The sequence below is a fragment of the Saccharothrix espanaensis DSM 44229 genome, from assembly GCF_000328705.1.
In the GTDB taxonomy this organism is placed as follows: Bacteria; Actinomycetota; Actinomycetes; order Mycobacteriales; family Pseudonocardiaceae; genus Actinosynnema; species Actinosynnema espanaense.
The window spans coordinates 1972011-1984724 of sequence record NC_019673.1; the positions used below are offsets into that span (position 1 = coordinate 1972011).

Here is a 12714-nt window from a genome sequence, read left to right on the forward strand (position 1 = left end):
GAGGGGGCGGCGCGGGCGGGTCGCAAAGGTCGCCCGCGCCACCGGGTGGGGGTCGTGGCGTCGACGGGGGTGGGCTACCGGCCGAGCACGCGGGCGATGGCGTCGACGCCCTGGTCCAGTTCGTCCTCGGTGATCACCAGCGGCGGCGCGACGCGCAGCGTGGTGTCCTGGGTTTCCTTGCACAGCACGCCGAGCCCGGCCAGCGCCTCGGACGCCTCGCGCCCGCGCGGGCCGCCGGGCGCGATCTCCACGCCCGCCCACAGGCCCCGGCCGCGCACCTCGGCGACGCCCCGGCCGACCAGCTCGCCCAGCCGCCCGTGCAGCCGCTCGCCGAGCTCGCGCGAGCGCTGCTGGAACTCGCCGGTGGCCAGCAGCCGCACCACCGCGCGGCCGACCGCGCACGCCAGCGGGTTGCCGCCGAAGGTCGAGCCGTGCTCGCCGGGCTTGAGCACGCCCAGCACGTCGCGCCGGCCGACCACGGCCGAGACCGGCACGATGCCGCCGCCCAGCGCCTTGCCCAGGGTGTAGAGGTCGGCGCGCACGTCGTCGTGGTCGAGCGCCAGCAGGTCGCCGGTGCGGCCCAGGCCGGACTGGATCTCGTCGGCGATGAACAGCGCCTGGTGCTCGTCGCACAGCGCGCGGAGGCCGGCCAGGTAGCCGGCGGGCGGCACGACGACGCCGGCCTCGCCCTGGATGGGCTCGATCAGCACGGCGGCCGTGCGCGGGCCGATCGCGTCGCGCACCGCGTCCAGGTCGCCGTACTTGACCACCCGGAAGCCGGGGGTGAACGGGCCGAAGTCGGCGCGCGCGGTGTCGTCGGTGGAGAACGACACGATCGTGGTGGTGCGGCCGTGGAAGTTGGAGCCGGCCACGATGATCTCGGCGGTGCCCTCGGGGACGCCCTTGACCCGGTAGGCCCACTTGCGGGCGACCTTGATGGCGGACTCGACGGCCTCCGCGCCGGAGTTCATGGCCAGCACCATCTCGGTGCCGGTCAGCTCGGCGAGCTCGCGGCAGAACAGGCCGAACTGGTCGTGGTGGAACGCCCGGCTGGTCAGCGTCACCCGGCCGAGCTGCTCCACCGCGGCGGCCACCAGGTCGGGGTGCCGGTGGCCGAAGTTGAGGGACGAGTACCCGGACAGGAAGTCGAGGTAGCGGCGTCCCTCGACGTCGGTCACCCACGCACCCTCGCCGTGGGAGATCACGACCGGCAGCGGGTGGTAGTTGTGCGTGCTCCACTGCTCGTCGAGTGCGATGAACTGCCCCGTGGTGGGAGCGGCGACGGTGGTCATGTCACCAGGCTAAAGGGCTTGTCACGGCGATTTCATCCGTGAGGTGTTGCGTCTTTGGCGTATTCATTGCGCAGTTCGACAGTCGCACGGAGATCTGTTGCGCACCGGGCGGACCGAAGATCGCCCGGCTACAGTCCGACGATGGCGAAGAAGTCCGCGCAGGTCGAATCGGTCCGGGACGTGCTGCGGGTCGAGCCGGCCGGCTTCGAGATCGCGCGGGTCGACCCGGCGGGCACACCGGTCGGCCCGAGGTCCAAGGCCGACGCCGCCGCCGACCTGGCGAAGATCGGCGTCGAGCTGGACGGGTTGCAGGAGGCGCTCTACGCGGAGGGCACCGGCGGCGGGCGGCGGCGGGTGCTGCTCGTGTTGCAGGGCATGGACACCTCCGGCAAGGGCGGCGTCATCCGGCACGTCGCCGGCCTGGTCAACCCGCAGGGCCTGCGCATCGCGTCGTTCAAGAAGCCCACCCGCGCCGAGCTGCGGCACGACTTCCTGTGGCGGGTCCGGCGGCAGGTGCCCGGTCCGGGCCTGATCGGCGTGTTCGACCGCTCGCACTACGAGGACGTGCTGGTCGCCCGGGTGGACGAGCTGGTGCCGGCAGCGCAGTGGCGGGCGCGCTACGCGCTGATCAACGACTTCGAGGCCGGGCTGGCCGAGGACGGCGTGACGATCGTGAAGTGCTACCTGCACATCTCGCCCGACAAGCAGCGCGAACGGCTGGTCGAGCGGCTGGAGAACCCGGCGAAGCGGTGGAAGTACAACCCGCACGACGTCGACGTCCGGGCGAAGTTTTCCCAGTACCAGACCGCCTATCAAGACGCTCTGGCGAAGTGTTCGACGGCGGTCGCGCCCTGGTACGCGATTCCCGCGGATCGCAAGTGGTACCGGAACTGGGCGGTCGCCAGGGTGCTGCTGGAGGCACTTCGGGAGGTGGCGCCGGTGTTCCCCGAGCCCTCGTACGATCCGGTGGTCGAATTGGCTCGTCTCCAGGAGGCCGACCCGTTGCGCTAGACGCAATATCCGTTGCACCTATTGCCCTCCCGCTGTGGTCTAGTCCACTGTGGGACTGCCGCGGGCACGGTGGAGCGGAGGTCTGGCGTGGAAATGGACAGGCGGCGGTTCCTGGGGGCCGTGGGTGTTGGAGCGGGGTTGCTGATGACCGAAGGTGTCGCCGAAGCACGCGCGGAGGTCCGCGTCTACCTGGGCACCTACACCACCTGGGCGGGCGGCGGCCCCGGCCTGGGGCTGGCCTCCTACGACGCGGCCACCGGCCGGCTGCGGTCGACCGGTGTGGTCGCGGGCGTGCCGAACCCGTCGTTCGTGGTCACCGCGGGCAAGCGCGTCTACGCGGTCAACGAACAGTCCAAGGGCACCGTGACCGCGCTGGAGGTCGGCGCGAACGGGGTGCCCAAGGTGATCAACACGCAGAGCACCGGGGGCGCGGACCCGTGCCACCTGGTGCTGCACAAGGGGCACGTGCTGGCCGCGAACTACAGTTCGGGCAGCGTGTCGGTGCACCCGGTGCGGTCCGACGGCGGGCTCGGCGCCCGGACGGACCTGGTGCGGCACAAGGGGTCCGGGCCCGACCCGGACCGCCAGGAAGGCCCGCACGCGCACCAGGTGCTGGCCGACCGGGCGGGCGAGTACGTCCTCGCCGTCGACCTCGGCGCGGACGCCGTGTTCTCCTACCGGCTGGAGCAGGGCAGGCTGACCCGCGTCGGCACCGCCACGCTGCACCCCGGCGCGGGACCGCGGCACCTGGCGTTCCACCCGAACGGGCGGTACGCCTACATCGCCAACGAACTGGACTCCACGGTCGTCGTGGCGTCCTACGCGGGCGGCGTGCTCACGCCGGGGCAGAAGCTCGGCACGCTGCCGCCCGGCGCGCCGACCACGCCGCGCAACTACCCGGCGGAGGTCGTCGTGTCGGCCGACGGGCGGTTCGCGTACCTGTCCAACCGCGGCCACGACAGCGTGGCGGTGTTCGCGGTGGAGCGGGACGGGGCCGCGCTGCGGCTGCTGGAGGCGACTCCGGTGGGCGGCGAGTTCCCCCGGCACATCGCGTTGGACCCGACCGGCAAGCTGCTGTTCGCGGCCAACCAGAACTCCAACACGGTGACCACGTTCGCGGTGGACCAGGCGACCGGGCGGCTCAAGCACACCAGCACGTTCCCGGCGCCCATCCCGGTGTGCGTCGCCCTGTAGGGGGAACTTTCACCGCCACCACCGTCCACAGTGGTACGCCGGACGCATGAACCTGGTGGCAGCACTGATGGTGGCGGCACTGATCCCCGCGCCGACCCCCGTCGCTCCGGAGTACGTCGCACTCGGCGACTCCTACGCGGCGGGGGTCGGCGCCCACCGGGAGGGGTGCGGGCGCAGCCCCGCCGCCCATCCCGAACTGTTCGCCGCGGCGCGCGGCCTGTCGCTGGTCTTCGCCGCGTGCACCGGGGCGACGACCGTCGAGGTGGTCGAGCAGACCTCGCGGATCACGCCGGAGACGTCGCTGGTCACGGTGACCGTGGGCGGCAACGACGCGGGCTTCGCCGACGTGATGAAGACCTGCGCGCTGGGCTCGGACTCGACCTGCGAGGCGCGGGTGGTGACCGCCGAGCGGTTCATCCGCGACGAGCTGCCCGCCCGGCTCGGCCGGGTGGAGCAGGCGGTGCGCGCGCGGACGTCCGCGCCGGTGGTGGTGCTCGGCTACCCGAGGCTGTTCGAGCCGGGCGGCGGCCTGTGCCTGATGACGCCCAACCAGCGGGTGGCGCTCAACCGGGCGGCGGACCTGCTCGACGAGACGGTGGAGGAGTGGGCCGGCTCGTCCGGGTTCACCTTCGGCGACGTGAGGGAAACGTTTGCGGGGCACGGCGTGTGCGGTCGCGACCCGTGGGTGAACAGCGTGTCCATCCCGGTCAGCCACTCCTACCACCCGAACGCGACCGGGCACCGGTCCGGCTACCTGCCGGTGCTGGAGCGGGTGGCCCCCGAGGTCCCGACCCGGGCCTCGGCTTCGAGGTCGTGACCGCGAGGCGTTGACCACCACCTTTCGGCAAGTCCCGACTTGCCGTTCGTGACGACCCACCAAGCCGTCGCGGCACCGGGCGACCCGGCCCGGCGGATGATCTGGCGAACGGCTCACCGCCGGGCCGCTGTCGGTCGGGGACCTCGCCGCCGGCCTGCCGGTGAGCAGGCCGGCGGTCTCCCGGCACCTCGGGGTGCGCAAGGGCGGACGACTGGTGCGGGACGAAGCGGTCGGCACCCGCCGCGTCCACCGGGTCGACCCGGTGGACGCGGCGGGTGCCGCGCGACTGCTTCGACGAGATCCAAGGCCGGGCACTGGCCGCGTTCGCGCGCGCCGTCGAGGAGGAGTCATGACAGAAGTCCGCCGGTCGGTCACCGTGGCCGCGGCGCCGGAACGGGCCTTCGAGGTGTTCGTGGCGAAGTTCGCCACCTGGTGGCCCGCCGGCCACCACGTGGGCGAGGCCGACCTCGCCGACGTGGTCGTGGAGCCGGTCGTCGGCGGCCGGTGGTTCGAGCGCGGCGTGGACGGCCGCGAGTGCGACTGGGGCCGCGTGCTGGCCTACCGGCCACCCACCCGGCTGCTGCTGTCCTGGCACCTCGACGGCGAGTGGGACCACGACCCCGACCCCGCGCACGCCAGTGAGGTGGAGATCACGTTCACCGCGACGGGTGACACGACCGTCGTCCAGCTCGTGCACCGCGGCTTCGACCGGCACGTCGTGGCCGCGCGGCAGGTGGAGGGCGGCGTCGGCGGCGAGGGCGGGTGGGGTCGGATCCTCGCCGGCTACGCGGCCGCCGTCTAGAACCCGTTGGCGGTGATCGGCCGCGACCGGCGATGATGCCCGGCGTGAACGCCACGAACGGGCTGCGCACGGTCGCGGCCACCCGCTACGTCACCCCCTTCCGGGAGGGCGGCTCGCTGCCGGGTCTGGTCGAGGCCGACGACCTCGGCATGTACGTGCTCAAGTTCCGCGGCGCGGGCCAGGGGGTGAAGGCCCTGGTCGCCGAGATCGTGGTGGGCGAGCTGGCCCGGCGGCTGGGCTTCCGGGTGCCCGAGATCGTCCTGGTGGAGCTGGACCCCGAGCTGGCCCGCGCCGAGCCCGACCAGGAGGTGCAGGAGCTGCTGCGGGCCAGCGGGGGCGTGAACCTGGGGCTGGACTACCTGCCCGGCTCGTTCGACTACAACCCGGTGGTGCGCGAGCCGTCGACCGACCTCGCGACCCGGCTGCTCTGGCTCGACGCCCTGACCCTCAACGTCGACCGCAGCTGGCGCAACCCGAACACGCTGCTGTGGCACCGCGAGCTGTGGCTGATCGACCACGGCGCCGCGCTGTACTTCCACCACTCGTGGACGCCGGAGCGGTTCCCGGCCGCGAGCTACCGGTTCGACGCCGCCGACCACCTGATGCTGCCCTTCGCCGGCCCCCTGGCCGAGGTCGACGCCGAGCTGTCCGCGAAGATCACCCCCGAGCTGCTGCGCGAGGTGCTGGCGCTGGTGCCCGACCAGTGGCTCGCGCAGGACGAGGCGTACGGGTCGCCGGAGGCGGTCCGCGCCGCGTACACCCAGTTCTTCACGACCCGCCTGGCGCAGCCGCGCGCCTGGGTGGACGCCCTGGAGGCCGCCCGTGCCGCACGTGTTTGAGTACGCGCTGCTGCGCGCGGTGCCCCGGCAGGAGCGCGGCGAGTTCGTCAACGTCGGCGTGCTGGTCTACTGCGCGCCGCTGGGCTTCCTGGGCGCCCGCGTGCACGTCGACGAGCAGCGCCTGCGCGCGCTGGACCCGTTCCTCGACGTCGAGCTGCTCAAGGCGAACCTGGAGCACCTCGGGGTCTCCTGCGCCGGCCGCGCGGAGGCGGGCCCGGTGTCGCGGACGACGCCCGGCCAGCGGTTCCGCTGGCTGACCGCGCCGCGCAGCACGATCATCCAGACCTCGCCCGCGCACACCGGCCTGACCGACGACCCGGAGGCGGCGCTGGAGCACCTCCTGCGCACCCTCGTGCTGCCGCCCGAGCACTAGGCTGGCAACCTCTCGCCTCACACCGCGTCTTTAGGTGCGAGCAGTTGTCCACACACGGGATCGGGGTCGCTGACATGAGCGCCGGCTACCACCAGGGCTACCAGCAGAGGGGCTACCGGCCCGCGCCGAAGCGCCGCAAACCGCGCGTCGGCCGGATCATCGCGGCCATCTTGGTGCTGTTGCTGGCCTTCGCGGTCGGCATGTGGGTCTACGTCGACTCGTCGCTGCGCCGCATCGACGCCCTGCCCGACTACGAGGGCAGGCCCGCCGACACGCCCGGCACCAACTGGCTGCTGGTCGGGTCCGACGCGCGCGACGACCTGACCGAGGAGCAGAAGGCCGACCTGTCCACCGGGGACGCGGGTGGTCGCCGCACGGACACCATCATGATCCTGCACATCCCTTCGGGTTCCGGGAAGTCCACTCTGGTGAGCGTTCCTCGGGACTCCTATGTGGACATCCCGGGCAACGGCAAGAACAAGATCAACGCGGCGTTCGCGTTCGGCGGCCCGTCGCTGCTGGCGCAGACCGTCGAAGGCGCGACGGGTTTGCGCATCGACCACTACATGGAGATCGGCTTCGGCGGGTTCGCGGGCATCGTGGACGCCGTCGGCGGTGTCGACCTGTGCATCAAGGAGCCGATGAACGACCCGCTGGCGGGCCTGGACCTCCAGCCGGGCTGCCAGGAGTTGAACGGCGCTCAGGCGCTGGGCTTCGTGCGGACCCGGGCGTTCGCCACGGCCGACCTCCAGCGGGTGCAGAACCAGCGCGAGTTCCTGTCCGCGCTGTCGGACAAGGCGACCAGCGTCGGCACCCTGATCAACCCGTTCAAGGCGTTCCCGCTGCTGTTCGCCTCCACCGACTCGATCTCGGTCAACGAGGGCGACCACCTGCACCACCTGGCCGGGATGGCGTTCGGCATGGGCGGCGGCGTGGACAACGTGACGGTGCCGGTGGGCGGCACGCCGACCGTGCCGGGCGCGGGGTCGGTCGTGCAGTGGGACCGGACGAACGCGCTGCGCCTGTTCGGTGCGCTGGAGAAGGACGAGCCGGTGCCGTCGGACCTGCTCCAGCAGCCGGGCTAGCGGCCGGGCGGGTCTCCCCCCGGGGTCCCGCCGCCTTCCGCCACAACGACGTCGGCGCTGTTTCCGCCCCCCGGAAACAGCGCCGTTCGCGTTCTGGACCCCCTGGTCGAACCCGATCAGCCCGCCGCTTCGGCGGGTGCGGCGTCGGCCGCGGTGGCGACTGCCCCAGTGGCGTCGGCTGAGGTGGTGTCGCTTGGGGTGGCGTCGCTTGGGGTGGCGGCGGCTGGGGTGGCGTCCGCCACGACCTCCACGACGGCGTCCACCTCGGCGGCCGCGACGATGTCCGCTGCCTCGACGGCCGCGCTGGCCTCGATGATGCCCTCGAACTCGCGCAGCAGGTCGTCGTAGATCGGCGTGAGTGACACTTGGTAACCCCCACAGTCTGGTTCGTCCCCCGATCGGACCAAAGCAGCCTACTCGCGGCGCGGTGTCCACTTCACCTGGTATCCGCCAACTCGGGGCGTGTGTCGCTAACTGTTGGCTAAACACATCCCATACCCGCAGGTTGTGTGCGGTGCCGACATGGGCGCGGTGGTGCGTGCGACCTAGCGTTGCTGCCCATGAACAGTGTCCCGGGTCACAACCCGAGCCGGCCCGGAACGGCCGCCACCGGTGGGGAACTCGCCGGCCGCACGGCGCTGGTCACCGGCGCGGGCAGCGGGATCGGGCGGGCGTGCGCCGCCGCGCTGGCCGAGGCGGGCGCGCGGGTCCACCTGGTCGACCGGGACGAGGCGGTCACCGCCGTCGCCGACGAGATCGGCGGCACGGCGCACGTGGTCGACCTCGCCGACGACGACCCGACCCGAACCCTCCCGACCGCCGTCGACGTGCTGGTCAACAACGCTGGCCTACAGCACGTGGCCCCGGTGCACGAGTTCCCGCCGGAGAAGTTCGCGCTGCTGCAACGGGTCATGGTCACCGCGCCGTTCCTGCTCGCCCGCCACGTGCTGCCGCACATGCGCCGGCAGCGGTGGGGCCGGCTCGTGCACGTCTCCAGCGTCCACGGCCGGCGCGCCAGCGCGTTCAAATCCGCCTACGTCACGGCCAAGCACGGCCTGGAAGGGCTGAGCAAGGTGCTCGCGCTGGAAGGCGCGGAACACGGGGTCACCAGCAACTGCGTGAGCCCCGGCTACGTGCGCACCCCGTTGGTGGAGGACCAGCTCACGAGCCAGGCCGAAGCGCACGGCATCGACCCGCACCGCGTGCTCGCCGACGTCCTGCTGACCCGGCACGCGGTCAAGGAACTGGTGGAACCGCACGAGGTGGCCGACCTGGTCCGCTGGCTGTGCGGTGCCACGGCCCGCCACGTCACCGGCTCCAGCTTCACGATCGACGGTGGCTGGACCGCCCGGTAGAAACCCGTCCCCCGGAAATGAAGTGGTGACCCGCCATGAGCAACGCCGCTCCGCCCAAGCCCGGTTTCGCCAAGGTCGTCATCGGAAGTCTCGTGGGAACCACCATCGAGTGGTACGACTTCTTCTTGTACGGCAGCGCGGCCGCGTTGGTGTTCAACAAGTTGTTCTTCCCCAACGAGGACGAGCTGACCGGCACGCTGCTGGCGTTTCTCACCTACGCCATCGGGTTCCTCGCCCGACCGCTCGGTGGCCTGGTGTTCGGGCACTTCGGCGACAAGCTGGGCCGCAAGAAGCTGCTCGTGCTCAGCCTGTTCCTGATGGGCGGCGCGACGTTCGCGATGGGCCTGCTGCCCACCTACGCCGCGATCGGTGTCGGCGCGCCGCTGCTGCTGACGTTGCTGCGGCTGGTGCAGGGGTTCGCGCTGGGCGGCGAGTGGGGCGGCGCGGTGCTGATCGTGTCCGAGCACGGCAGCGCCGAGCGGCGCGGGTTCTGGGCGTCGTGGCCACAGGCCGGCGCGCCGATGGGCAACCTGCTGGCGATCGCCGTGCTCGCGGTCCTGGCGGCCGTGCAGAGCGACGAGGCGTTCCTGTCGTGGGGGTGGCGGGTGCCGTTCCTGCTGTCCGGCGTGCTGGTGCTGATCGGCCTGTGGATCCGGTTGAGCGTCACCGAATCGCCGATCTTCCTCGAGGCGCAGGCGAAAGCGCGGGCGAAGGAGGCGGAGCAGGGCGCGGTGAGGGAACGTCCGCCGGTCGTCACGGTGCTGCGCGAGAACTGGCGCGAGGTGCTGATCGCGATGGGCGCGCGCATGGCGGAGAACGTCTCCTACTACGTGATCACCGCGTTCATCCTGGTCTACGTCACCACGTCGCTCGGCCTGCCCCGCTCCACGGGCCTCAACGCGGTGCTGATCGGGTCGGTCGCCCACCTGGTCGCCATCCCGCTGTGGGGCGCGCTGTCGGACCGGATCGGCCGCCGGGCCACGTACCTGATCGGCGCGGTCGGCGTCGGCGCGTGGATGTTCCCGTTCTTCTGGCTGCTGGACCTGAAGTCGTTCCTGCCGGTCACCCTCGCGGTCACGGTCGGGCTGGTGCTGCACGGCGCGATGTACGGGCCGCAGGCCGCGTTCTTCTCCGAGCTGTTCGGCACGAAGGTCCGCTACTCGGGCGCGTCGATCGGCTACCAGCTCGCCTCGATCGCGGCGGGCGCGCTGGCCCCGATCATCGCCACCGCCCTGCTGCGCGACTTCGGCAGCTCGTTCCCGATCGTGCTGTACGTGCTGGGGATGTGCGTGCTGACGGTGATCGCGGTCGTCGCGTCCCGGGAGACCCGGGGCACCTCGCTGAGCCGGACCGACACCGACCGCGCGACGGTGTCAGCATGACCGCATGAGCGAGGCGGACGCGGTGGAGCACCTGCTGGAGCTGTTGGACCTGCTGGCGGACGACGCGAGCAGCGAACGGCTGGCCCGGGTGCTCCCCGCGGCGCGTGCGGCGGGCGCGCGGGACGCGGCGCTGGACCGCGTCGGCCGCGCCACCGAGCAGGCGTTGAAGATCCGCCGCACGCTCACCGCGCACCGCCGCCGGGAAGCCGAGCTGGAGGCGCTGTTCGACACCGCGGGCGACCTGGCGGGCGCGCGCGACCCGGACGGCGTGCTGCGCTCGATCGTGCGCCGCGCCCGGATGCTGCTCGGGGCCGACATCGCGTACCTGAGCATGAACCAGCCCGACGAGCGCGGCACGTACATGCGGGTCACCGACGGCTCGATCTCGGTGCGGTTCCAGCGCCTGCGGCTCGGCCTGGGCGACGGGCTCGGCGGACTGGTCGCGCAGACCGCCCAGCCGTACGTGACCGCCGACTACGCCGCCGACGACCGGTTCCACCACACCGCCGCGATCGACACCGCCGTCGGCGAGGAGGGCCTGGTCGCGATCCTGGGCGTGCCGCTCAAGCTGGACCGCCGGGTGATCGGCGTGCTCTACGCGGCCAACCGGTCGCCCCGCCAGTTCCCGCCCGACGAGGTGGCGCTGCTGTCGTCGCTGGCCGACCACGCCGCGATCGCCCTGGACACCGCGCACCTGCTGGAGGAGACCCGCGCGGCCGGCGAGACGATCCGCTCGCACAACGAGGCCATGCGCCGCGCCGAGGACGCCCACGACCGGCTCACCGACCTGGTGCTGCGCGGCGCGGACGTGCCGGAGGTGGCGGCGGCCGTGGCGGAGGTGCTCGCCGGCGGGATCGCGGTGCACGACAGCGACGGTGTCGAACTCGCCCGCACCGGCACCGCCGCCGTCGTGCACCGCGCCGCGGTGAACTCCTCCCGCGCGGGCGGGCGGGCCGTGCCGCAGGACGGGACGTGGGTGTGCGCGGTGCTCGCCGGCCGGGAACTGCTGGGCAGCATCACCCTCTCCGACCGCCCCGACCTCGTGGACGCCGACCGCCGGCTGTTCGAGCGCGCGGCCGTCGTCACGGCCCTGCTGCTGCTGTTGCGCCGCACGGTCGCCGAGGCGGAGAACAAGGTGCGCGGCGAGCTGATCACCGACCTGCTGGGCGTGGTCGTGGCGGACCCGGTGGCGTTGAGCGCGCGGGCCCGCCGGGTGGGCGTGGAGCTGGGCGCGCGGCACGTGGTGCTGGTCGCGGACGGTCCGCGCGACCGGCTGGCGGCAGCGGCGGCGCACTACGCGTCCGGGTGCCGTGGATTGGCCGGGGTGCACGGCGAACACGTCGTGCTGGTGCTGCCGGGAGAAGACCTGTCCGGCGCGGCGCGGGACACGGCCCGGGTCCTGGGCAAGGCGGTGGGGCTGCCGGTCACCGTGGGCGCGGGCGGGCCCGCCGCCGGGCCGGGCGAGGTGGCCGCGGCGCACGCCGAAGCCGCCCGGTGCCTGCGCGCGTTGCTCGTCCTGGACCGGCGTGGAGCCGGGGGAACGTTGGGGGAGCTGGGTTTCGTGGGCGTGCTGCTGGGCGACCGCGCGGACGTCGGCGGGTACGTGCGGGCGACTCTGGGGCCGTTGCTGGACTACGACGCGAGTCGCGGGACCGAGCTGGTGCGCACGGTCACCGCGTACTTCGGGTGCGGGGCGAACCTCAGTCGTGCCAAGGAAGAGCTGCATGTGCACGTGAACACGGTCGTGCAGCGGCTGGACCGGGTGGCCAGCCTGCTCGGCGACGACTGGCAGTCGCCGGAGCGGGTGCTGGAGGTCCAGTTGGCGTTGCGGCTGCTGAAAGTCCTGGGATGACGTGCGGGTGGTTGACGGTGTCCTCCGGGTCGTTCAGGTCGGTGCGCAGTCCACGGCGCGACCCGACACCGAGGTGGGTTACCCCCGTGCGGTGTACCGGGACGACAACGGGTCACCGATGTGGCAAGCCGGCGTCGTCACCGATACGGGGCACGGCCAACCGGGCGGCTCGGCGGTGCGCCTCGGCAATGCGGCAGTACAACGCCTTGCACGCGTGCGTGAACGTGTGCGCGAGCTGGCATCCGGCGCACCAAAGGGGGCTTGAGTAGCCCGAAGGTGGCGTTTCGACCGGGTAAGCGCGGGTAGCTGAGATGACCCAGCGAAGTTCGCACTACCAGGTGATTTACCTTCACCCGGCGTGAGGTGAACGCTTCCGGGGTGACTGAGCAACGGCGCTCTACGCCCACCGACCGGGAGTCGGACCTGATCCGGCGCATCCGGAACCTGGCCCGCCGCGCTGAACGCACGGCGTTCAACCACTCGAACCTGGTGGGCCCGCCCCCGTCCCAGGAGCACCTGGACATCCTCGCGGAGATCCGCGCGCTCACCGAGCAGGTGGTGGCGGCCAGACCCGCCACGCTGCCCCGTCAGGCCGAGTCCGTGGAGACCGCCCAGCTCAGCGCACCCGTGCTGTGAGCCGGGTGCGCTGAACGTGGCCTGACGGGTGCCCGGGTGCGGCCGGTCGAGGCTGGACGGGTGCGTGGCCGCGGCT

13 protein-coding genes are annotated in these 12714 nt (G+C 72.5%); 11 read left to right on the forward strand and 2 right to left on the reverse strand.

Annotated features, from left to right (window positions below; translation table 11 throughout):
* Window positions 1-74: 74 nt before the first annotated feature.
* Window positions 75-1292, reverse strand: coding sequence for an ornithine--oxo-acid transaminase (gene rocD / locus BN6_RS09390; protein ID WP_015099342.1), 1218 nt, complete (start codon window positions 1290-1292; stop codon window positions 75-77).
* A gap of 141 nt (window positions 1293-1433) precedes the next feature.
* Between rocD and BN6_RS09395 the strand changes: the two genes are divergently transcribed.
* The 7 genes from BN6_RS09395 (at window position 1434) to BN6_RS09425 (ending at window position 7413) form a co-directional block, all read left to right on the forward strand.
* Window positions 1434-2303, forward strand: a complete 870-nt coding sequence (locus BN6_RS09395; RefSeq protein WP_041312387.1) for a PPK2 family polyphosphate kinase — start codon at window positions 1434-1436, stop codon at window positions 2301-2303.
* 144 nt (window positions 2304-2447) lie between these two features.
* Window positions 2448-3497 carry a lactonase family protein gene (locus BN6_RS09400; protein ID WP_197540249.1) on the forward strand — a complete coding sequence of 350 codons (1050 nt, stop codon included), beginning with the start codon at window positions 2448-2450 and terminating at the stop codon, window positions 3495-3497.
* 46 nt (window positions 3498-3543) lie between these two features.
* Entirely contained in the window at window positions 3544-4314 is a 771-nt protein-coding gene (locus BN6_RS09405) for an SGNH/GDSL hydrolase family protein (protein WP_015099345.1), read from the forward strand.
* A 349-nt stretch (window positions 4315-4663) separates the two neighbouring features.
* Window positions 4664-5116 carry an SRPBCC family protein gene (locus tag BN6_RS09410; RefSeq protein ID WP_015099346.1) on the forward strand — a complete coding sequence of 151 codons (453 nt, stop codon included), beginning with the start codon at window positions 4664-4666 and terminating at the stop codon, window positions 5114-5116.
* A 35-nt stretch (window positions 5117-5151) separates the two neighbouring features.
* On the forward strand, window positions 5152-5955 hold the full coding sequence (locus BN6_RS09415; protein ID WP_041316391.1) for a HipA family kinase: 804 nt from the start codon (window positions 5152-5154) through the stop codon (window positions 5953-5955).
* Window positions 5939-6328 carry a DUF3037 domain-containing protein gene (locus BN6_RS09420; RefSeq protein WP_015099348.1) on the forward strand — a complete coding sequence of 130 codons (390 nt, stop codon included), beginning with the start codon at window positions 5939-5941 and terminating at the stop codon, window positions 6326-6328. Before BN6_RS09415 ends, BN6_RS09420 begins: the two co-directional genes overlap by 17 nt.
* A gap of 74 nt (window positions 6329-6402) precedes the next feature.
* Window positions 6403-7413 carry an LCP family protein gene (locus BN6_RS09425; RefSeq protein ID WP_015099349.1) on the forward strand — a complete coding sequence of 337 codons (1011 nt, stop codon included), beginning with the start codon at window positions 6403-6405 and terminating at the stop codon, window positions 7411-7413.
* Between the two features lie 116 nt (window positions 7414-7529).
* Here BN6_RS09425 and BN6_RS46545 read toward each other — a convergent pair whose 3' ends face one another.
* Window positions 7530-7778, reverse strand: a complete 249-nt coding sequence (locus BN6_RS46545; RefSeq protein WP_015099350.1) for a hypothetical protein — start codon at window positions 7776-7778, stop codon at window positions 7530-7532.
* 195 nt (window positions 7779-7973) lie between these two features.
* Between BN6_RS46545 and BN6_RS09435 the strand changes: the two genes are divergently transcribed.
* The 4 genes from BN6_RS09435 to BN6_RS09450 all read left to right on the forward strand — a co-directional run bounded on the left by BN6_RS09435 (window position 7974) and on the right by BN6_RS09450 (window position 12638).
* A complete protein-coding gene (locus BN6_RS09435; protein ID WP_015099351.1) occupies window positions 7974-8768 on the forward strand; it encodes a 3-hydroxybutyrate dehydrogenase in 795 nt (264 codons plus the stop codon).
* 35 nt (window positions 8769-8803) lie between these two features.
* Complete coding sequence (locus BN6_RS09440) at window positions 8804-10150, forward strand: MFS transporter (RefSeq protein ID WP_015099352.1); 1347 nt, start codon at window positions 8804-8806, stop codon at window positions 10148-10150.
* A gap of 4 nt (window positions 10151-10154) precedes the next feature.
* Window positions 10155-12002, forward strand: coding sequence for a helix-turn-helix domain-containing protein (locus BN6_RS09445; protein WP_015099353.1), 1848 nt, complete (start codon window positions 10155-10157; stop codon window positions 12000-12002).
* 378 nt (window positions 12003-12380) lie between these two features.
* Entirely contained in the window at window positions 12381-12638 is a 258-nt protein-coding gene (locus tag BN6_RS09450) for a hypothetical protein (RefSeq protein WP_015099355.1), read from the forward strand.
* The last annotated feature ends 76 nt before the right edge of the window (window positions 12639-12714 follow it).

Coding starts and splice junctions, on each gene's coding strand:
- BN6_RS09445 (WP_015099353.1), top strand. CDS start 10,155: ATGAGCGAGGCGGACGCGGTGGAGCACCTGCTGGAGCTGTTGGACCTG.
- BN6_RS09435 (WP_015099351.1), top strand. CDS start 7,974: ATGAACAGTGTCCCGGGTCACAACCCGAGCCGGCCCGGAACGGCCGCC.
- BN6_RS09410 (WP_015099346.1), top strand. CDS start 4,664: ATGACAGAAGTCCGCCGGTCGGTCACCGTGGCCGCGGCGCCGGAACGG.
- BN6_RS09395 (WP_041312387.1), top strand. CDS start 1,434: ATGGCGAAGAAGTCCGCGCAGGTCGAATCGGTCCGGGACGTGCTGCGG.
- rocD (WP_015099342.1), bottom strand. CDS start 1,292: ATGACCACCGTCGCCGCTCCCACCACGGGGCAGTTCATCGCACTCGAC.
- BN6_RS09440 (WP_015099352.1), top strand. CDS start 8,804: ATGAGCAACGCCGCTCCGCCCAAGCCCGGTTTCGCCAAGGTCGTCATC.
- BN6_RS09415 (WP_041316391.1), top strand. CDS start 5,152: ATGCCCGGCGTGAACGCCACGAACGGGCTGCGCACGGTCGCGGCCACC.
- BN6_RS09425 (WP_015099349.1), top strand. CDS start 6,403: ATGAGCGCCGGCTACCACCAGGGCTACCAGCAGAGGGGCTACCGGCCC.
- BN6_RS09405 (WP_015099345.1), top strand. CDS start 3,544: ATGAACCTGGTGGCAGCACTGATGGTGGCGGCACTGATCCCCGCGCCG.
- BN6_RS09400 (WP_197540249.1), top strand. CDS start 2,448: ATGACCGAAGGTGTCGCCGAAGCACGCGCGGAGGTCCGCGTCTACCTG.